The 21090-nt window shown below is 38.8% G+C and carries 17 protein-coding genes; 11 read left to right on the forward strand and 6 right to left on the reverse strand.

Annotation, left to right across the window (positions count from 1 at the left end; genetic code table 11):
- Positions 1 to 98 precede the first annotated feature (98 nt).
- The 7 genes from A4G16_RS00435 (at position 99) to A4G16_RS00465 (ending at position 6628) form a co-directional block, all read left to right on the forward strand.
- On the forward strand, positions 99 to 398 hold the full coding sequence (locus tag A4G16_RS00435) for a hypothetical protein (protein WP_165888223.1): 300 nt from the start codon (positions 99 to 101) through the stop codon (positions 396 to 398).
- 23 nt (positions 399 to 421) lie between these two features.
- The gene (locus A4G16_RS00440; RefSeq protein WP_027075094.1) at positions 422 to 610 is read left to right on the forward strand and encodes a hypothetical protein; all 189 of its coding nucleotides are present in this window, start codon (positions 422 to 424) and stop codon (positions 608 to 610) included.
- Positions 611 to 1581: 971 nt separating this feature from the next.
- The gene (locus tag A4G16_RS00445; protein WP_165888224.1) at positions 1582 to 4908 is read left to right on the forward strand and encodes a hemagglutinin repeat-containing protein; all 3327 of its coding nucleotides are present in this window, start codon (positions 1582 to 1584) and stop codon (positions 4906 to 4908) included.
- A 12-nt stretch (positions 4909 to 4920) separates the two neighbouring features.
- Entirely contained in the window at positions 4921 to 5313 is a 393-nt protein-coding gene (locus tag A4G16_RS00450) for a DUF5376 family protein (protein ID WP_165888225.1), read from the forward strand.
- Positions 5314 to 5382: 69 nt separating this feature from the next.
- Positions 5383 to 5733, forward strand: coding sequence for an EndoU domain-containing protein (locus tag A4G16_RS00455; RefSeq protein ID WP_165888226.1), 351 nt, complete (start codon positions 5383 to 5385; stop codon positions 5731 to 5733).
- Entirely contained in the window at positions 5734 to 6117 is a 384-nt protein-coding gene (locus A4G16_RS00460; RefSeq protein ID WP_237052377.1) for a DUF5376 family protein, read from the forward strand.
- Between the two features lie 49 nt (positions 6118 to 6166).
- The gene (locus A4G16_RS00465) at positions 6167 to 6628 is read left to right on the forward strand and encodes a hemagglutinin repeat-containing protein (protein ID WP_165888227.1); all 462 of its coding nucleotides are present in this window, start codon (positions 6167 to 6169) and stop codon (positions 6626 to 6628) included.
- Positions 6629 to 6728: 100 nt separating this feature from the next.
- Here A4G16_RS00465 and A4G16_RS00470 read toward each other — a convergent pair whose 3' ends face one another.
- On the reverse strand, positions 6729 to 7127 hold the full coding sequence (locus tag A4G16_RS00470; RefSeq protein ID WP_165888228.1) for a hypothetical protein: 399 nt from the start codon (positions 7125 to 7127) through the stop codon (positions 6729 to 6731).
- Between the two features lie 210 nt (positions 7128 to 7337).
- Between A4G16_RS00470 and A4G16_RS00475 the strand changes: the two genes are divergently transcribed.
- Positions 7338 to 8495, forward strand: a complete 1158-nt coding sequence (locus A4G16_RS00475) for a chorismate mutase (protein WP_165888229.1) — start codon at positions 7338 to 7340, stop codon at positions 8493 to 8495.
- 56 nt (positions 8496 to 8551) lie between these two features.
- On the opposite strand, the gene A4G16_RS00480 is transcribed toward A4G16_RS00475, so the two are convergent.
- Together A4G16_RS00480 and A4G16_RS00485 are read right to left on the reverse strand one after the other, a co-directional pair.
- A complete protein-coding gene (locus A4G16_RS00480; RefSeq protein WP_165888230.1) occupies positions 8552 to 10459 on the reverse strand; it encodes a monovalent cation:proton antiporter-2 (CPA2) family protein in 1908 nt (635 codons plus the stop codon).
- Positions 10460 to 10487: 28 nt separating this feature from the next.
- Complete coding sequence (locus A4G16_RS00485; RefSeq protein WP_165888231.1) at positions 10488 to 13022, reverse strand: class I adenylate cyclase; 2535 nt, start codon at positions 13020 to 13022, stop codon at positions 10488 to 10490.
- Between the two features lie 265 nt (positions 13023 to 13287).
- Here A4G16_RS00485 and fabB point away from each other — a divergent pair, with 265 nt between their 5' ends.
- Positions 13288 to 14505: a beta-ketoacyl-ACP synthase I gene (gene fabB / locus A4G16_RS00490; RefSeq protein ID WP_165888232.1), complete on the forward strand. Its 1218-nt coding sequence runs from the start codon at positions 13288 to 13290 to the stop codon at positions 14503 to 14505.
- Between the two features lie 165 nt (positions 14506 to 14670).
- Here fabB and glyA read toward each other — a convergent pair whose 3' ends face one another.
- The 3 genes from glyA to A4G16_RS00505 form a co-directional block, all read right to left on the reverse strand.
- Positions 14671 to 15933 carry a serine hydroxymethyltransferase gene (gene glyA, locus A4G16_RS00495; RefSeq protein ID WP_165888233.1) on the reverse strand — a complete coding sequence of 421 codons (1263 nt, stop codon included), beginning with the start codon at positions 15931 to 15933 and terminating at the stop codon, positions 14671 to 14673.
- A gap of 168 nt (positions 15934 to 16101) precedes the next feature.
- The gene (locus A4G16_RS00500; protein WP_165888234.1) at positions 16102 to 16986 is read right to left on the reverse strand and encodes an NAD(+) kinase; all 885 of its coding nucleotides are present in this window, start codon (positions 16984 to 16986) and stop codon (positions 16102 to 16104) included.
- 21 nt (positions 16987 to 17007) lie between these two features.
- Positions 17008 to 18069, reverse strand: a complete 1062-nt coding sequence (locus A4G16_RS00505) for a TrmH family RNA methyltransferase (RefSeq protein ID WP_165888235.1) — start codon at positions 18067 to 18069, stop codon at positions 17008 to 17010.
- Positions 18070 to 18246: 177 nt separating this feature from the next.
- On the opposite strand from A4G16_RS00505, the gene suhB reads away from it, so the two are divergent.
- Complete coding sequence (suhB, locus tag A4G16_RS00510) at positions 18247 to 19059, forward strand: inositol-1-monophosphatase (RefSeq protein ID WP_165888236.1); 813 nt, start codon at positions 18247 to 18249, stop codon at positions 19057 to 19059.
- A gap of 140 nt (positions 19060 to 19199) precedes the next feature.
- Positions 19200 to 21053: a 1-deoxy-D-xylulose-5-phosphate synthase gene (gene dxs / locus A4G16_RS00515; protein WP_165888237.1), complete on the forward strand. Its 1854-nt coding sequence runs from the start codon at positions 19200 to 19202 to the stop codon at positions 21051 to 21053.
- Positions 21054 to 21090: the final 37 nt, after the last annotated feature.

Raw genomic sequence — 21090 nt, forward strand, 5'->3', positions numbered from 1 at the left:
TAGGAAATGTTAACTACCATCAGTTATTGAATATGCGATCTCGACAGGAGAGAAAATTGTCAATAATTTAGGAGTAACTATTTACAAAGACAGAACTAATGGCGTTAAAATTATTCCTAATGAAAAAGGAAAGGTTATTACTGTTACTTATGAAAAATAATATTTCACATCATACTAAAGATATTTTTTTATATAATGAATTTGTATGTTCACTAGAAAATGATTATGGCTATCTAGATAGTTGGTTGAATATGGAAATTCTAAATGCACTAGCTCTTGATGAATGGGAAGTGAATGGATGCCCTGTTAGGTGGAATTTATGGAATTATAAATATAAAGAAAAAGCAATAAAATTGGTTGAGCAATTTTTGTTAGAACAGAAATGCAATAGTGCCTAGTCTCACAGATAGGGATAAAGTAAATGAAATTTAATGGTGAAATTGATGTGCTTCTTAAAGCATTAGGCAAATATGAAGGAGGTAAATATAATTTATTCCCACAAGATGCTAATTTTAATAACTCTGCATATAAAATTTATTTTGAGAATATTATTGCCAAAGCGGCAAAGGAGGGGAAGGCGGTTAATGTAAATGCAAGATTCCGAATATAAATATTTACCAAAGAAATTAGGAAATGTGGCTGATTCTTTATATAGTGAATTTATCAATAATCGTATAAATAAAATAGATAATAATAAACAAGGAGGCAATGATGAGAAGTAATTTACTTGTTATTTTACATTTTTTCTATTTTTTTGTTGCCTCTTTTTTAGGACTGTTTTTAACATTGTTTTTAACATTTGGTTTATTTTCTATTTTTACTAATGCGAATTATTATTTCTATAAAGATATATTTTTAATATTAAAGGATAGTGTTAATTTAAGCTTCATGGGGGCTATTTTGTTATCTATATCTCCGCTCTTTAAAACTATACTGTATTTTTGCAAAAAGGAATAAAGGGTAACAAAATGGAAAATAGATTTTTTGTTATTTTCCTACAAAAAAACTGGAGAAAGAAACAAGATTTGGTATAAAAGAAGATCTTGAATACTTTAAGAAAGGGGTAAGTGTTAGTATAGGAGCTATTAGTAGCAAAAAAATCGATAACATTTCTCAAAACTCTCAGAATCCGTATGTTAAAAATATTATAAAACCTACTGTAAATTCTATTTTTAGTAAGGTGTTGTCAACAGGTGTAGATAAAACAGAAGAGTTTATGAATAAGACTATGGAGAGTAAATAAAATGAAATGGATTTTATATGTTTTTTCATATTCTATAGCTTATTTCATCTTTTCTTTTGTAATTTTATTATTGTTCTTTGGCGGGTATTCCTTATATTATTCAAAGGTAAAATATGGAGCGTTTGAACTATATATAATTTATGGTGATGTTTTTTTATGTCATTGAGGGTGGCTTTCTTTGTGTTTCTATCTATATCTTTGCATGTTATTTTTATTCAAATGCCTAGAGAGAGAATAAAGTATTCTAAAGTAGAAAAGTTAAAATCAAGAAATAAAGGGATATAGCCTGTATGTTGGATTGAGCATGATAGAGCGCCCATGTTAGTGCTATTTAATATATGTTACAAGCGGTTAACTACCTTATCATCAAAGGTGGCAATAATGTGACGATACAAAACGCTGTTAATCGCTTTAAAACCACGAGTGTGAGAGAAAAAACCAAATCAGGGGTATTCTCCGGCTGTGGGATTGGCATCACCTTTGGTAAGCGGTCGGAAAAACACGAGCACGAAACAGAAGGCTGGCGAGGTAGCGAAGCCCGCAGCACCTTAGGCAGTCTTTCAGGCAATATCACGGTGTCTGCCGGCAATCATGTACACCTAGCGGGCGTGGATGCGGTTGCCTCTAAAGAGTTGGGTAAACAAATTTTAGTGGAAGGCAAATCGACCTATATTGGTGCGAGTGAAGATAGTCTCTCCTCTAAGGAGCGTCATGAGAAGAAACAATCGGGCTTAACCGTCTCTTTCAGCTCAGCGGTAACAGATGGCGTGATGGTAGCCAAACAAGCCTTAAGCCGTTCAGGTGAGGTAAAAGACGAACGTTTAAGTCAATTACTGAAAGTGAAAGCGGCGAATGAGGTTTATGAGACGGCACAAAAAGCGGCAAAAGTGGTTGATGCCCTGAAATCAAATGGCGACACCGCAGAAAAACTGGCAAACAGTGACGCTAAACTCTCAGTCAGTGTGGGTTCAAGCAAATCGGTTTCCACCAGCCACACTCAACAAACCACCCACAAAGGCAGCGAGCTGGAAGCAGGTAAGGTGCTAGTGAGGGCAACGGATGGCGATAACACCATTGCCGGTTCAAAAATTAATGCCACCCGCACAGAGCTTGAAGGTAACAATGTCAACCTACTTGCCACTACAGACAGCCAAAGCAACCGCTCAGATAACAAGAGCAGCAGTTGGAGCGTGGGAGCGTTTTTGGGTAAATCACAAGGGGCAAACGGCTTTGGGTTAGAGGGTGCATTGAATGTAGGTAAAGGGCATTCCAACAGCGATTCCAAAGTACAAAACCGGACTGAAATCAACAGTGACAGCCTAAGTATCAAAGCCAAAGAAACCACCACAGTCAAAGGTGCCACAGCGAACATTAATCACTTAACGTTAGAGACGAAAAATCTGCATATAGAGAGTGTGCAAGACACGGAAAATTACCACAGTAAACAAACGCAAGGTGGGGTAAGTGGAGCAGTGGCATTGATTGGAGAAGGTGCGAGTGCTTCGGCACAGTTCAGCCAAAACAAGGCGAAGGTGGACTATGCGCAGGTGACTCAACAATCGGGCTTTAATATCAAGACAAGCTCAAATATCAAGGTCGTAGAAAATACGCACTTAAAAGGCGGGATTATCAATGCAGAGGGTGATAAACAAAATCACCAAATGACGACCGGCACGCTTACTACAGAAACCATTGAAAACCGTAGTGACGTTAAAGTCAGCACCATCAGTGCGGGAGCAAGCACAGATATGTCGAAAATGGCAACCTCTGCAGTGGGCTCAGCATTAAGTGCATTGGGGAATATGAACGAAAGCGAACGCAGTCAAACCAAGGCGGCGATAAGCAGTAATATCAACCTCACCATTACCGACAGCGAGAAACAAAAAGCTCTCACAGGCAAAACCGCACAAGAGACACTCCAAAGCCTGAACAGAGACACCGAACATGCTAATCAAGCGGTCAAAAAAGCGGATTTAGTTGCAATTCAAGAGAAGCAGGAAACGGCACAGGTGATAGGTGAGCTTTCGCAATCTTGGACAAGCCGCTTAGTGCAACCGCATTTAGAGGAAGCCAATAAAAAACGCCAAGAGGCAAAAGAGATTGAAAAATCCAATCCCGAAAAATCAGCCCAACTGAAGGCAGAAGCTAAAGCGATAGAAGCGGAATACGGCTTAGGCAGTAATCTGCAAATGGGCATTCGAGCGGCAACGGCTGCTTTACAAGGCTTGGCGACAGGTAATGCGAACCAAGCAGCAGTAGGCGCTTTATCACCTTATGCGAATAAGCTGATTAAGGAGCAAACGACCAATGCAGACGGCACAGTCAATACTGAAGCGAACTTAATGGCTCACGCGGTATTAGGTGCAGTGGAAGCCCATATCACCGGTAATAATGCCGCAGCCGGTGCGGTGGGGGCGTTTACTGCGGAAGCGGCAGCCCCTTATCTAATGCAAGCCCTTTACCATACGGACAAAGCCGAAAATCTGACGGATAGTCAGAAGCAGAATATTGCGAACTTGAGCCAGATAGCGGCTGGGTTAGCTGGTGGTGTAACAGGGGATGGCACAGCAGACTTAATCTCAGGAGCTGAGATTGGGAAAAGGGCAGTGGAGAATAACTATCTGAGTGCAGATAAAGCTAAAGAACGTTTTGAAATTGAAAATCGGATTAAATTGGGTATTGCAACAGAAGAGGATTTAGCTCGTAAGCAAGTTTTAGACACAGAAGATATTGTAAATGATCAAAAAGTTATAACAGCTTGTAAAAGCGATATTACAAGTGACGGCTGTCAAAATGCTGTTTCTGAGGCACTTTCTACTCAACAAGGCTATCATAAAGGTTATCCAAATGAAACTTGGAGAAACTATAGCGATATTCTGGCGAGTGACTACCATAAATTTAATGAACTGTTATATGACAAAACAGGCGTTGCTTTAGATTTTGAGCAACGAGCTAAATTAGTTGCAAAAGGGAAAGGGATTTCTATTGAGGAAGCGAGAACACAGCTTAAATATCTTGATCGTTATCATATGGTAATGGGTGGTTTAGCAACTTTTGTAGGAGCTAAACATTTACCGAATAGTGCAGCACTTAAAACTCAATTAGAGGTTAAGCCGAAACTTAAAACAGAAGGAGATAAGCCTGATTATAGAACTGATGTAGGTAGTTTAGGAGTAAATAATTCTAAATATAACAAGGATTTGAATGAGTCTATTAATAATAGAAATCCTGAGCATTATATCAATGAGCAGGCAAGCAAAAGAGTCAATACGGTTACAGCCCCGATTGATTTTGATGGGCATATTATTAATGGGGAAGTTAAGGGGAAAAGAGTCACAGGAGGGCATTCCGCTTTAGGTAATGTGAGAGTTGATGAAGTTTTAGAAACATATCCCAATGGTGTTTATCAAGCAAAAATATCAGTGCTAAATCCTAATACTGGAGAATATAAAGCAAAAACAAATGGAAAGGGAGAATCAACAATGTTTCCTCGCAATTGGACTGCGGATAGAATAAAAGTAGAAGTTCAGCATGCTTACGATAATAGACATGAATTTATAAATACACATGGACAACGTCAATGGCGTGGAGAAACAATATCAGGGGTAAAAGTTGAAGGCTTTTTAGATGAGAAAGTGACAGTTTATCCTCTAAAAGGACAATAATTGGGATGTTATATGAAAACTATAGAATTAAAATTTAGTTATTATGATTTTAAGATACATAAGCCTAGAAAATTAGTGTCAGTCTGCTCTAGTCTTAATGATGAACTAATAAGTTGCTTGTGCGCTGTTTATTTATCTCAAGTTGATTTTGATTTTTCAGAGTATATTTTAGGAAATCTAAAAAATCCCGAAATAATAGAAAAAGATCTTGGGGCAGAATCTTGGGGAGCAGATTTATTAGATGGGAGTATGATTGAAATGAGATCATTATTTGATTTTGATAATATTGATCGTGTTGATTATATTGCTCGGATGGACTTTGCAAAGATTATTGAAAAATGGCAAGAGTTTTTAAAGCGTGAGCCGGATGAAAATTATGAAGAAATTGTGACCTTTGAAATTTAAGAGCTCGATCGGGAAAAATTATTAGAGTTATGGAATTAAATAAAATCTTATAACAAGTGAGGTAATGAAATGACAGTTGCAGTCGGCGGACATACGACCTTGGGTAATATTCGAGTAGATGAAGTATTACATAAATTTAAGAATGGTGTATATATTGCCAAAATATCTTTATTTGATGCTGAGAGTAATCAATATATTGCTAAATCCAATAATAATGGTGAAGCAATGATGTTTCCTGAAACTTGGACGGCAGATCGTGTTAAAGTTGAAATTAATTCAGCATATTATAATCAAATTGAAATTGTAAATAGAGCAAGAAAAGCTGAAGGAATGTGGATGGGGATTTCTCAATCAGGTGTAAAAATTGAAGGATATACTTATCCGAAAGTGACCGCTTTTCCTAGTTTAGTTCAGGATTAAATGATGAAATTATTATTTTCTTATTTTAATGATAAAAATACACTCTATCCAATGTGTGAGTTAGCTGAAAATCATCGATTAAACCCACTTACAGGTTATTTGAATGATCCTATGGGTGGGATAAATTACTTTGCATTTTTAGATTCATCACTGTCTATTTTAAGAGATCGAACAATCAATAATGCAGATATTTCTTCGAATTCTTGGGGGGTTGAAATTGAAAATGAAATTGTTCATATTCATTTTTTATTTGCTCCTGATGTGGATGAGTTACGATTAACTATGCCGAGAAATATTTTTATTGATATTTTAGTTGTATGGTTGATTTTTTGCAGTAAAGAAAAAGTTTTAGGTTATCAAGAATATTTGGAGTTTAAAGTATAATGTCTCAATATGGTCTTTACTTTTCCCCGATGACGCTCGTCGCTAACGAGTGTCAATTCTTATCTGTTACAAACGGTTAATTAAAGCGGTGAATGAAGCCTATGATACGGCACAAAAAGCGGCAAAAGTGGTTGAAGCCCTGAAATTAAATGGCGACACCGCAGAAAAACTGGCAAACAGTGACGCTAAACTCTCAGTCAGTGTGGGTTCAAGCAAATCGGTTTCCACCAGCCACACGCAACAAACCACACACAAAGGCAGCGAGCTGGAAGCAGGTAAGGTGATAGTGAGAGCAATGGATGGCGATAACACCATTGCAGGCTCAAAAATCAACGCAAGACACACAGAACTTGAAGGTAACAATGTCAACCTACTTGCCACTACAGACAGCCAAGGCAACCGCAGCGACAACAAGAGCAGTTGGAGTGTGGGAGCGTTTTTGGGTAAATCACAAGGGGCAAACGGCTTTGGGTTGGAAGGTGCGGTAGGAATATTAACCAGTTGGAGCTAGAGACGAAAAATTTATATATCAAATATAAATCAAGCGGTCAATTTTATTTAAATTTTTGCAAATTTAAGTGATATATTGACCGCTTGTTTTTTTATATCAATTAGTGATGCCCTTTCACTTTCGGGTGGTTTGCCGGTTTTTCAAAGCCTTTTTCTTTTAAGCAGGCTTCAAATTTTGCACTGTCTTTTTTGCTTTTCACACCTTTATGGCACTCTTTCATTGCTTTTGAAAGAGCGGGGTCTTTGTGTTTATGCATGCCGTTTGCTTTCGGGTGATCTGCCGGTTTTTCGAACCCTTTGTCTTTTAAGCATTTTTCAAACGCAACCATATCTTTATTTTCTTTAATAGTGTTGTGACATTCTTTCATTGCTTGTGCAAGTGCAGGATTTTTGCTGTGTGCTTCTTTGCCGTAATGATGGTCATGGTCTTTGTGGTGGTGATGTGATTGGCTGCAAGCTGCTAAAAGAGCAAGTGCTGAAAGTGCAAGTAATTTTTTCATAGTCAATTCCTTCTGTTAAATACATTGCTTGGCAAATGCCGAAAGCACTTCTTATTCTATCAGAAAAGTAAGTGCTGTAAATGAAAGGCTCTCGTTAGTAGAAAGCATTACATTTTGTTGCAAAAAAACTTGTAATTTTAACCGCTTGTCTTTTCTTTATTTTGGAACAGGTTATAATTTCTGCCACATATAATATAAGAGAATGTAATAATGTCTTTAGATTTATCCGATATTCGAACACAAATCACTACCCTTGATCGCAATTTATTAAAGCTGCTTGCTGAACGTCATCGTTTGGCGTTTGATGTGGTGCGTAGTAAAGAGATCACTCAAAAACCCTTGCGGGATTTAGAGCGTGAAAAAGCCTTGTTGCAAGAGTTAGTCAATTTTGCAGAAGCAGAGAATTACCAGCTTGATCCGCAATATGTTACGCAGATTTTCCAACGTATTATTGAAGATTCAGTGCTGACTCAGCAGCATTATTTGCAAAATAAGCTTAATGCTCAAAAAGAAGAGCAGGTGTCGATTGCGTTTTTAGGTATGCGTGGCTCTTATTCCAATATGGCGAGTCGCCAATTTGCCAATAAATATCAAGGGGCATTGATTGAATTAAGTTGCGCTTCGTTTAATGAGGTGTTTGATAAGGTGAGTCTGGGTGAAGCTGATTTTGGTGTATTACCGCTCGAAAATACTACCTCGGGTTCTATTAATGAAGTATATGATTTATTACAACATACTAATTTAACTTTGGTAGGGGAGTTGGCTTATCCAATTAAGCATTGTGTTTTAGCGAATGGCAATGTGGATTTAGAAGAAATCGATACGGTTTACACTCACCCTCAGCCGGCACAGCAATGTAGTCAATTTTTAGCGACTTTAGATAAAGTGCATATTAAATATTGTGAGAGCAGCTCACACGCAATGCAAATGGTGGCTCGTTTAAATAAACCGAATATTGTGGCGTTGGGTAATGAAGATGGCGGTAAACTTTATGGTTTAACTAATATTAAAACTGATATTGCCAATCAGCCGAATAATATTACACGCTTTATTGTGTTATCTAAGGAGGCAGTAAAAGTTTCTCCTCAGGTGCAAACTAAAACGCTGTTATTGATGACAACTACTCAACAAGCTGGAGCGTTGGTGGATGCACTAATGGTGTTTAAAACCCATAACATTCGTATGACCAAATTAGAATCCCGCCCAATTTACGGCAAACCATGGGAAGAGATGTTCTATGTGGAATTAGAAGCGAATATCCATTCACAAAATACGCAAGCTGCTTTAGCTGAGCTTGAGAAAGTAACAAGCTATCTCAAAGTATTAGGCTGTTACCCAAGTGAAATTATTGAGCCTGTCAAACTTTAACCTGCAAAAACGACTTACTTAGTAAGTCGTTTTATTTTGAAATCCATTAATTAGTTTTATGCATGCTTTTCTGCTGCTTGTTTAATTTTTTGCATTTCTTGCTCATCGTCTACTTCAACTTCTACCACTTCAATGCTTTCGCCTAGTTCTTCCAGCATATCAGCGGTTTCAGCATTCAGTGCCGTGCCCTCGTGTTGCGGATTTACCCACGGTGTTGGCATCCAATATTTACGTATCACTTCGTCTGAGAAGCCATAGAGGATCTCTTCGTTTAAGCGTTCTGTGTCTAAACGGCGGACGTAATTGATGATATCGGCTGCCTCTTCCTCGCTTGAGCCTAAACGTTCAATTGCTGCTTTACTTAAGGTGAGTGCGGATTCAAAGGTTTCACGCACATAGTAATCTACGTGGTGATTTTTCACTAAATTTGCTGCACTTTGACGGTCAAAAGTGCGTACGAAAACCGGTACAAGAGGGTATTCTGATTTGATTAATTCAACAATTTTTTCAGTTCTTTCCGGATTCCCGACCCCGACAATCACACAGTTTGCATTGGCAATACCTGAGGCTCGCAATACATCTAAACGCGCACCATCACCATAATACACTTTAAAGCCAAAACGAGCTGCAGCACGAATATGATCAGTATTAGAGTCAATGACAGATACGCTTAACCCTTTTGCCAATAACACTTGGCAGACAATTTGATTGAAACGACCAAAGCCGATTACCAAAACATTTGCCTCTAAATCGTCCGGAATTTCAATACCTGCCATATTGGGTAGGCTGCGTTTGGCTTTTTTCTTTTTCACCCCTTGTTTAATTAGAATTAATAGTGGCGAAAGTAGCATTGATACAATAACCGCTGCAGTAAATGTTGCGTGGTTATCTGGTGATAGTATGCCTGCTGTTGCTGCTGCCGAGAACAGAACGAAGGCAAATTCTCCTCCATGAGCCATAATAGTAGTTCGCATAATAGACTCGGTGAGCGATAATCGGGTTACAACCGAGATAATAAAAATCCCCAATCCTTTGCCAAGCACATAAACAGCAACAATTGCCAGTAACCAGAGCCAGTTAGTTAAAACCAGGCTAAGATCTAACGACATCCCCACACCCATAAAGAATAAGCCGAGTAATAAGCCACGGAAGGGTTCGATATCTGCTTCTAATTGATGGCGGAATGAGGATTCTGACAGCATTACGCCAGCAAGGAATGCTCCCATTGCCATAGAAAGCCCACTGATTTCCATTAATAATGCCGCACCTAGTACGACTAACAAGGCTGCTGCGGTCATCATTTCACGTATTTTAGCTTTTGAAATGATGCGGAAAATTGGATTAATTAGCCATTTGCCGGCAGCGACTAAAAGCAGTACCGCAGCGAGGCTTAAGCCAATTGCGGCCCAATTTGTGCTGGATTCAATATCGACTTGATTTGGCGCAAGGAAAGCGACAGAAGCCAATAAAGGAACGATAGCTAAGTCTTCAAATAAAAGTGTTGCAACAATACGTTGTCCTTTAGGTGTTGAGTTGATGCCTTTATCTTCAAGCACTTGCATTACGATTGCGGTAGAGGAAAGAGTAAAACCCATTCCGGCAATAAAGGCGACTTCTTTTGAAAAACCTAGCAGATAAATGCCGGCGAGTGTTAATAATGTACCGCAGGTGGCAACTTGTAAGAAACCTCGCCCGAAAATAGCTTTACGCATCGCCCAAAGCAATTCGGGATGCATTTCCAAACCGATGATGAATAAGAACATGACCACACCAAGTTCTGCCATGTGAACAACGGCACTTGGGTCTTGGAATAAGCCGATGCCAGATGGGCCGACTAAGCAACCTGCAACTAAATATCCTAATACGCTACCTAATCCGATTCGTTTAAAAAGAGGCACAATAGTGACGCTGGTTGCAAGTAACACAACAGTTTTGATTAATTCTGGACTGACTAAACTCGACATTTTTCTACCTGTAGATTGTTTCTTTTTGTTAAATTTGTTTTTGTTGTTGTGCCAAATACTCTAGGTGCTGCCTACTTTGGAACGGCACAATACAGATTTCATTATTTGGCGAAATTAATTGATAAAATTGTGGGTGATTAAAACTACTAAATTCAGATGTGGTTTCTGAGTTTAGTTGTTTTTCATTTTGTAACTTATTGATTTTTCTGATTTTTTCTTCTTTGTTACCTAGGCAATTGTAGTAGCTTTCTACGCTATTACGCTCATCTACGACATACACATTAAAGCTGTTATCGGGATTATCTTCAAAGAAAAACTGTAAGAAGCCTTCGCTGGCAAATTCGCTGATCTGTTGGGGGAAGACTTTTTTGGTTTTTTTCGGTGCTTTTACTTTTAATCCGGTATTTGCAAAATTATGTGTATTTTTGACCGCTTGTTCCTCAAGTTGTCTGATCTTAAAACTTTGTTTACTAAAAACTAACTGCCAGGTTTTACCTGCAATTTTTAAGGTGCTGAGTTCATCTGTTTGTAACACGCAACCGGTTTGAATGGTAATACATTTGTGAACCAGATTAGCAACGAATTCACGTAGTTCACTGCGTAAATGTTTGCTATAACAAAATACATTGATAGATTGAGGAGAAAAGACTCCTTGATAAATGCGGTTAGAAACCAATTTTAGTGATTTTAAAATAGCATCATCACCTTCAAAATGCTGGGTTCGGATTTCATTCCATACATTGCGATAAATAATGCTGACACTACCAACTAACGGTTTCTGAGCATTTCCAAAATTAAATAAATCGCTTTGATGGACTTTTTTCGGCAGATCAGGAATATGCTGGGTAGGATCTTGCACTAAATTAATAGCAATAGCTAAATTACGAATTTCATTTGGATGGTGCATATCTTCGTTAGTAATTTCCGGTGCTTGGGTAGGGAAAGATAAACGTAAATCCGTAATAAATTGGCGTAATTTATCTGTGTCTAAATTCTGACTGGTTGTATGTAAATGAGTGTTAGCATTGATAATGCCGTTAAAATAGCCCCATGCAATTAGCTTAATTGGACTTTTGTTATAGTGAACATAACGGTTTTCTGAATCATATTGGCTTTTGGGGGCTTGATTTAATAAATACCAACCGGGTTGGATTGAACAACCTTCTTTTGATTCAATAAAAGTGATGTTTTTTTCTGCTAAGTTTGAAGAAATTTTAGGATTAATTAACGGTACTTTGCCCGGTAAGGTTTCAAAAACAGAGTAAAGGCGACGCATTAAAATATCAATGTCGTTAGTCATAATACTCGGGTTAATATGAAATTTACGGGCAAAATGGATTAAATTGCGATAACTTTGTAGCAGATGATCCACCAACATTATTTCGTGTTTCATCACTTGCTTAATTTTCCAATTGGAACGGTTAGCAAGTAATAATGTTTGCTTATCAGACCAACGCCACTGTGTTACTAACTCTTTTAAGTCGGCAGCACGCCAGCTTTTACTGACTTCACCCTCAATTGCTTTTGTGTAAAAACAAACACGCAAGCGGTCTAATTTTACCCATTCTTTACGGGTGGTAAGCGTTTCACTGACTAATTCAAGCATTGCCAGATAAGGGTCAAAGTGATATTGCACGGCATCATCACTTAAGATTTTCTTTTTAAATTCTTTTGAAATTAATTTTGTTTTTGGGTAGGTGTAGGCGTAGCACTCCAGCAGCAAAATTTTGATTGCTGATTTATATGGATTGTTGATCCCTTTGTAGAGTTGCCATAAGCTTGCACCGAAAAACTCACTGGTAGAAAGGCTGGAGAAATCACCAAAATCCACCCATTCATCTAAATTAATTTCGGGATTATTATGGACGTTTTGATATTCATTTTTATGCAAATGTAGCCAAAGTAGGCGTTTTCCTGCCAGTAAAATAGCTGAGCGATAAAACTCATCCAACAAGAAAAAATGTTGGGCAGAACCACTGTGTTCATCGGTAACACCACTGCTATAAGTCTGGCTTTTAAATTGCTCTGGATTCATCAAATAAATATTGATATCAACTTGAAAGCTTTTCGCCCACTCTTGTAATTTGGCAATTTTAATTTCCATTAATTTATATTGCTCAATAGTTAGATGATTCGAATAGCATAGCCATAAATCGAGATCAGATAAACTAGTTTGGGTAATAGAGCCGGTACTTCCCATAGAATAAAGTGCATCAAAGTCTGCTCGGTTTTCGCTGTGATAAGCTGAAAGTGACTCATCAAAGCTATATGACATTAGGAAGTATTTTTGATAATCGGAGAGTTCAAAATGCCAAATACCTTGTGGAGCATTTTCCACATAAGCAGGCAAAGCAGGGTGATTAAGATGAATCAGTAAGGGAATCAGTGAAAAAATATGGGTGAAGTTTTGATTATTCGCACTTATTGCACGTTCAATTCGATACTGATTGAGTTTGTTGATTCTCTCTTTCGTGAAAGCGAGTTTTTGAGCAAAGCTTACTCTATTTACAGCATGAATATCAGTTCCATCTAAATAATTAGCATGCAGTGTCAATTCTTTCACGTCAGTGTTCCTTGCTAAAAAGTGATCTGTTAATATTTTATCTGAAATATGGATATTTTGTAATAAAGTCAGTTAAAAAAGTCGAGAAATTCAAATTTTTCTCTATTTAGTAAAAAACAACTCGGATCTGGACGCCAGCATGCATGAAAAGAGTTCAGACCAGTCATGAAATCGTGTAAAATAGTCAAGTTTTAGTAGCTTATTTCAGTGAACAAGTGTAAGCTGATTCAGCTATTTTTTCAGAACATAAAATGAAGGAAACAAAATGAAAAGAGTCGTTATTACTGGTTTAGGTGTTATTTCAAGTATTGGTAACAACAAAGAAGAAGTATTGGAGTCGCTTAAAGCAGGTAAGTCCGGTATTGAATTTGTGCCGGAATTTGCTGAAGTTGGTATGCGTAGCCAAGTAGCCGGTACAATCAAATTAAATCCGGCAGAATTGATTGACCGTAAAGTTTACCGTTTTATGGGAGATGCGGCCGCTTATGCGTATCTTTCAATGAAAGAAGCGATTGAAGATTCGGGTTTAACTGAAGAACAGATTTCTAATGATCGTACCGGTTTGGTGATTGGTGCCGGTACCGGTTCTGCACATAGCCAATTAGTGGCATGTGATGCTGTGCGTGGTCCGCGTGGTGTAAAAGGTATTGGTCCTTATGCGGTAACGAAAACGATGGCATCTAGTGTTTCAGCCTGTTTAGCAACGCCATATAAGATTCGTGGTGTAAACTATTCGATTAGCTCTGCGTGTGCGACTTCTGCTCACTGTATCGGTCATGCAATGGAGTTAATTCAATTAGGTAAACAAGATATTGTTTTTGCCGGTGGTGCAGAAGAGCTTTCTTGGGAATGTGCAACAGAATTTGATGCAATGGGTGCAGTATCAAGTAAATATAATGATACTCCAACTAAAGCTAGCCGTGCTTATGATGCAAACCGTGATGGTTTCGTTATTGCAGGCGGCGGTGCGGTTGTGGTTGTAGAAGAATTAGAACACGCTCTGGCTCGTGGTGCAAAAATCTATGCAGAAATTGTTGGCTACGGTGCAACTTCTGACGGTTATGATATGGTTGCTCCAAGTGGTGAAGGTGCTGAGCGTTGCATGAAACAAGCGATGGCGACAGTAAATGGTGAAATTGAATACATCAACGTACACGGTACTTCTACACCGGTAGGGGACGTGAAAGAGTTAGGTGCAATTCGCAATGTATTTGGTGATAAAATCCCAGCAATCTCTTCAACCAAATCAATGACCGGTCACTCATTAGGGGCAGCAGGTGCGCATGAAGCAATCTACTCATTATTAATGTTAGATAATAACTTTATCGCACCAAGCATTAACATTGAAACTTTAGATGAACAGGCTGAAGGAATGAATATCGTGACTGAACGCCAAGACAAACCATTAACAACGGTAATGTCTAACAGCTTCGGTTTTGGTGGAACTAATGCTTGCTTAGTGTTCCAACGCTATACTAAATAATCAATATTAAGTTTTTAAACTGCACCAAAAAGTTGGATTTGTCTAACTGACTAAGGTGCAGTTTTTTTATTCTTAAAATTGAGCCTAAATAACAAGTTTTAGCTAAAAATACAAAAGAAAAGGCGAACAAAATCGTTCGCCTTAATTTAATACTTATTTTAGAATTTACGCGTAAACCGGTAAGCGTTTACAGATATCTAGTACTTTCGCTTTAGTTTCAGCGATCACTTGTTCGTGATTATCTTTACCTAAGCTGTCTAACACATCACACATCCAGCCGGCTAATGCCGCTACATCCTCTTCTTTAAAACCACGGCGGGTAACAGATGGAGTACCTACTCGGATACCTGATGTTACAAACGGTTTTTGTGGGTCGTTTGGTACCGAGTTTTTATTTACGGTGATGTTTGCTGCACCTAAAGCGGCGTCTGCTGCTTTACCTGTTAAGCCTTGTTTTACAAAGCTCACAAGGAATAAGTGATTTTCCGTACCGTTTGAAACCACATCAAAACCACGTTGTTTAAATACATCCACCATAGCTTTAGCGTTTTTTACCACTTGTTGTTGGTAAGCTTTAAATTCCGGCTCTAAAGCTTCTTTGAAACACACGGCTTTCGCTGCGATCACGTGCATTAATGGACCGCCTTGACCGGCAGGGAAGACAGCAGATTGCAGTTTTTTATACATTTCTTCATCGCCTGAAGCAGATAAAATTAAACCACCACGAGGGCCGGCTAAAGTTTTATGTGTTGTTGTCGTAACAACATGTGCATGCGGAAGTGGGTTAGGGTACACGCCTGCAGCGATTAAGCCTGCAACGTGTGCCATATCCACAAATAAGTAAGCTCCCACTTCGTCAGCAATTTCACGCATTTTTGCCCAATCAACGATTTGTGAATAAGCAGAGAAACCACCAACAATCATTTTAGGTTTTACTTCTAATGCTTGTTTACGTAGTGCATCATAGTCAATTAAGCCTTCAGCCGTAATGCCATATTGTTCAGCTTTATAGATTTTTCCTGAAAAGCTTACTGATGCACCATGAGTTAAGTGACCACCGTGAGCCAAGCTCATCCCTAAAATAGTATCACCCGGATTTAATAATGCCATATACACTGCTGCGTTTGCCTGAGAGCCTGAATGTGGTTGTACGTTTGCATAATCTGCACCGAATAACTCTTTAGCACGGTCGATAGCTAATTGTTCGATAATATCAACATATTCACAGCCACCATAGTAGCGTTTACCCGGGTAGCCTTCTGCATATTTATTGGTTAATTGTGAACCTTGAGCCTGCATTACACGCGGGCTTGCGTAATTTTCTGAAGCAATTAGTTCAATATGCTCTTCTTGACGGCGATCTTCATCTTGAATTGCTTGCCATAACACAGCATCGTAATCTGCGATATGCATATCTCTTTTTAACATTGCGGACTCCTCTAAAATTTAAGTAAACGTTTGCGTGGGTTATTTATAGCCCATTTTACGCATTTTTGAGCCTGATAGATAGTACTATTTATATAAAACTTTTTTAAAATCATAAAAACAAAGCGGTCATATTGAGTGAAATTTTTACCGAATATGACCGCTTGCTTGTTAGAATAATTTACTTGCCCAGCCTAATTTTGAGCCTAGCACCGTAAAGTAGTTGTAATCTTTCAAATGTAGAAGCTGTAGTTTATCAATGCTTTTTCTGACTAATACTCTATCTTCAGGGGTGAAGTTCATTTTCTCTTGTCCATCACAAATCACCTCTAAGTCAGGAGTATTATATTTGGCAAAGCGTAAGGAAATTTGACTATCACCATCAACCACTAACGGTCGGGAAGATAGGGTGTGTGGATGCATTGGGACTAATGCCATGGCATTCATATTTGGCGTCAGAATCGGGCCTCCGGCCGAAAGTGAATAAGCTGTTGAACCTGTAGGCGTTGATATAATTAACCCATCTGCACGTTGTGAAAAAGCAAATTTACCGTCAATATAAACCTCAAACTCAATAATACGGGCAACTTGGGTTGGGTGTACTACAATTTCGTTTAGTGCATTGTTAGAAGCAATAATTTTACCGTTACGCTCAATATAGGCTTCCAATAAAAAACGCTCTTCAATGATAAATTCATTTTTCACTAAGCAGCTATAGAGCTGTTCAAACGCGGTTTGAGGGGCAATATCCGTTAAAAAGCCCAGATTACCACGGTTAATACCAATAAGAGGAACCCGATATTTTGCCAATGCACGGGCGACTCCTAACATATTGCCGTCTCCACCGATTACAATCACCAACTCTGCACGTTGACCGATCTCATCTAAGTTGTAGCTTTCCTCAAGCTTTAACTGTGAGGCAACTGCTGATTCAACTAAAATGGTGTAGTTGCGATCTTTTAACCAGTTATAAATCGCAATATGGGTTTCGAATGCACTGTCGTGGCGAGGTGTGCCTACAATTGCAATTTTTTCAAATGGTTTTTGCTGATTCATCTTGTTAACCTAGATTAGGAGTTAAAGTATGTGAGTCTGATACCATTGGTTTAGTAAAATCCCGGCATTCACAGCAACATTTAATCCACTATTAAGTGGGTTTCCAAAGGAAAGTTGTACGGTAGTATCTTCTGCATGGGCAATATCACTGCTTGGAACTTCACTTAACACAAATACGACTTTTTCTGCAAGTTTAGTTTTGACGAGTGATTGGGCTTGTTTATTACGAGTTAAATGTACAATTTGGTAACCTGCTTGACGCAATTGTACTAAAGCAATCTGTTTATTTTTAGTTTCCAGCGTACGAACAAATTCCAAACCGCCTTCTGCAACACGGGCAGCAGCACTGGAATTTAAGGTATCGGCATTTTCAGTAATTATTCCTTTGATGCCATAAAAGGCACAGGTTCGTACAATGCCGCCTACATTCTGAGCATTATTGACACCATCTAATAGGATTAAACAATCCTGTTGCTTTGGTACTTGCAGATAACCTTCTAACACGAATGGTAAGTTTTTTTTCACCAATAAACAGACATCACCGTGATGTTCGGTACCGGTTACTCGTTCCATCTCTTCTCGGTCAATCACATGATAAGCTTTTTTGTTTTCTGCTAAATAGCTCATCATATCGCCCAATTTTTTCGCTCCCTCTACGGTTGCCCATAAACGGACAATCGCTTCAGGGCGTTGTTGGAAAAGCGTTATACAGGAATTTTCGCCGTAAATTTTCATCTCCTCGGCACGATTTTTTTTGATTTTTTCTGGTGCTCTTGGCGAAAGTGGGCCTGTCTTTTTCCCTTTTGTTGTCGCGTTTCCACCTTTTACCCAAATTTGAACATGACCTTCACCGTTAGCTTTTCTGCCCTCAGTTGGATAAATTCGTTCTTGAGGCGTATTTTCTTGCTCGCGGTTAACGCGAGGTTTGCGGTTGTCTTTATGTTCATATTTGGAATGTTCACCTTTACGGTTAAAAGCACCGGCTCTTCCTTTTTCTGAAGAGGGTGATGATTCATTAAAACGACGCTCATCTCTTATTTTGAAGCGGGCTTTATCTTGATTTTCTTTAAATTTGAATTGCATTTTTAATACCTAATAGGGGCTAAGATAAGGGCTATTATAACGAATCGTAACTGCAAGCGGTTAGAAAAAGCGAATTTTTTGCAAAATTTTTCACAGATTAGACCGCTTGTTATTTCTTTATCCGACTACTTTCTTTATAATCGCTATTCCTTATGTTCTTTAAAATCTGGTGGAAATATGAACCCAATGTTAAACATTGCTATTCGTGCTGCACGAAAAGCAGGCAATATTATTGCCAAAGGCTATGAACAATCGCCTCAAGATACACAGGTATCACAAAAAAATACAAATGATTACGTTACTGAAATTGATAAAGCGGCTGAAGCGGCAATTATTGATGTGATTCGTAAATCGTATCCTGACCATTCAATTGTTACAGAAGAATCAGGCATTTTAAACGGAAGCAATGAAAATGTGCAGTGGGTGATTGATCCATTAGATGGCACAACTAACTTCGTAAAACGCTTACCTCATTTTGCGGTTTCTATTGCTATTCGTGAAAATGGGCGTACCACTGTAGGTGTTATTTACGATCCTATCCGTAATGAGCTTTTCACAGCAGTACGTGGCGAAGGTGCGAAATTAAACGAGTTTCGTGTACGTATTGATGCTGAACGTCGTGACCTAAAAGGCGCGGTACTTGCAACAGGCTTTCCTTTCAAAGTAGTTAGACATCGTCCTGCACACTTAAATATGCTTGAAAGTTTGATGCATAATGGTGTGGCAGATTTCCGCCGTACGGGCTCAGCAGCCTTAGATTTAGCTTATGTTGCTGCAGGTCGTGTTGATGGTTTCTTTGAGATTGGCTTAAAACCTTGGGATTGTGCAGCCGGTGAACTGATTGCTCGTGAAGCGGGTGCGATTGTGACCAACTTTGTTGGCGGCACAGATTACTTGAAATCAGGTAATTTAGTTGTAGGTAACGGACGTGTGGTTAAAGAAATTTTAAATAGCATTCAACCGACTTTAACTGAAGAGTTAAAGGCATAAAGGAATTAGAGCGGCTTTCTGTTAATATCAGAAACAAGCGGTTCATTTTCGTCAAAAATTTGCGATATCCTGTTCTCTATTTTGTGGGAAGCTTGCCTCAAATATGAGGGAAGAAATTAGTAGGAGTGAAGATAAACATTATGGAAAAGAAGTATTCTTTGTTAAACAGCATCAACTCTCCGGAAGATTTGCGTGTACTTGCTAAAGATCAACTTCAAACGGTGGCCGATGAGCTGCGTGCCTATTTATTGGAGTCTGTCAGCCAAAGTAGCGGACATTTGGCTTCGGGGCTAGGTGTCGTTGAGCTTACCGTTGCATTGCATTACGTTTATCAAACACCGTTTGACCAACTAATTTGGGATGTTGGTCATCAAGCTTACCCGCATAAAATTTTAACCGGTCGCCGTGATCAAATGCACACTATTCGTCAAAAAGATGGTATTCATCCTTTCCCATGGCGTGAGGAGAGCCCTTATGATGTTTTAAGTGTGGGGCATTCTTCCACTTCAATTAGTGCAGGGGTAGGAATTGCGATTGCTGCCGAAAAAGAAAACGCCGGTCGTAAAACTGTTTGTGTGATTGGTGATGGCGCTATTACCGCCGGGATGGCTTTTGAAGCGTTAAATCACGCAGGTGCATTGCATACTGATATGTTGGTGATTTTAAATGACAATGAAATGTCTATTTCGGAGAATGTAGGTGCATTAAATAATCATCTTGCACGTATTTTTTCAGGCTCACTTTATACATCGGTACGTGATGGTAGCAAGAAAATTCTTGATAAAGTACCAACTATCAAAAACTTTATGAAAAAAAGCGAAGAGCATATGAAAGGGGTGATTTTCTCTCCTGAAAGTACGCTTTTTGAGGAGTTGGGCTTTAATTATATCGGTCCGATTGATGGACATAATATTGATGAGTTGGTGAAAACGCTTGGTAATATGCGAGAGCTGAAAGGACCTCAGTTTTTACACGTTCGTACCAAAAAAGGTAAAGGCTATACACCGGCGGAAAATGATCCGATTGGTTATCACGGTGTGCCGAAATTTGATTTAGCGGTAAGTGAGCTGCCTAAATCGAAAACATTACCTACTTATTCCAATATTTTTGGTGATTGGTTGTGTGAAATGGCTGAAAGTGAACCGAAAATTATAGGTATTACCCCTGCAATGCGTGAAGGCTCGGGGATGGTGGAATTTTCAAGACGCTTCCCTGAGCAATATTTTGATGTCGCGATTGCCGAACAACATGCTGTAACTTTTGGTGCAGGGCTTGCTATCGCAGGTTACAAACCGGTGGTGGCAATTTATTCGAGCTTCTTGCAGCGTGCTTACGATCAGCTAATTCATGATGTAGCGATTCAAAATCTGCCTGTTATTTTTGCTATCGACCGTGCCGGCATTGTTGGGGCAGACGGTCAAACTCACCAGGGAGCTTTTGATTTAAGTTTTATGCGTTGTATTCCGAATATGACTATTATGGCACCTAGTGATGAAAATGAAATGCGTCAGATGCTTTATACTGCTTATACGATGAATACGCCAACTGCAATCCGTTATCCACGAGGGAATGCAAAAGGAGTAGCGCTACAGCCGATGCAAGCATTGGAAATTGGTAAAGGTAAAGTGATCCGAGAGGGGAAAAAAGTCGCTATTATTAATTTCGGTGCTTTGTTAGATGAGGCAAAAGTCGTTGCGGAGAAATATGATTATACGTTAGTTGATATGCGTTTTGTAAAACCACTTGATGAAATATTACTCCAAAAAATGGCAGATTCTCACGAGCTTTTAGTCACGTTGGAAGAAAATGCAATTCAAGGCGGTGCAGGGAGTTTTGTAAATGAATATTTGCAAAATATTGGCAAAATCAAACCGCTTGTTATGCTTGGTATTCCTGACTTTTTCGTGCCTCAAGCGACCCAAACAGAGGCTTATGCAGAGCTTGGCTTAGATGCTAAAGGTATCGAAGCAAAAATTCAAAAATTAGGTTTCTAGTACTTTTCATATCCCCTTAAATTAAGGGGATTTTTGA

This window comes from Mannheimia granulomatis (assembly GCF_011455695.1).
Lineage (GTDB): Bacteria > Pseudomonadota > Gammaproteobacteria > Enterobacterales > Pasteurellaceae > Mannheimia > Mannheimia granulomatis_A.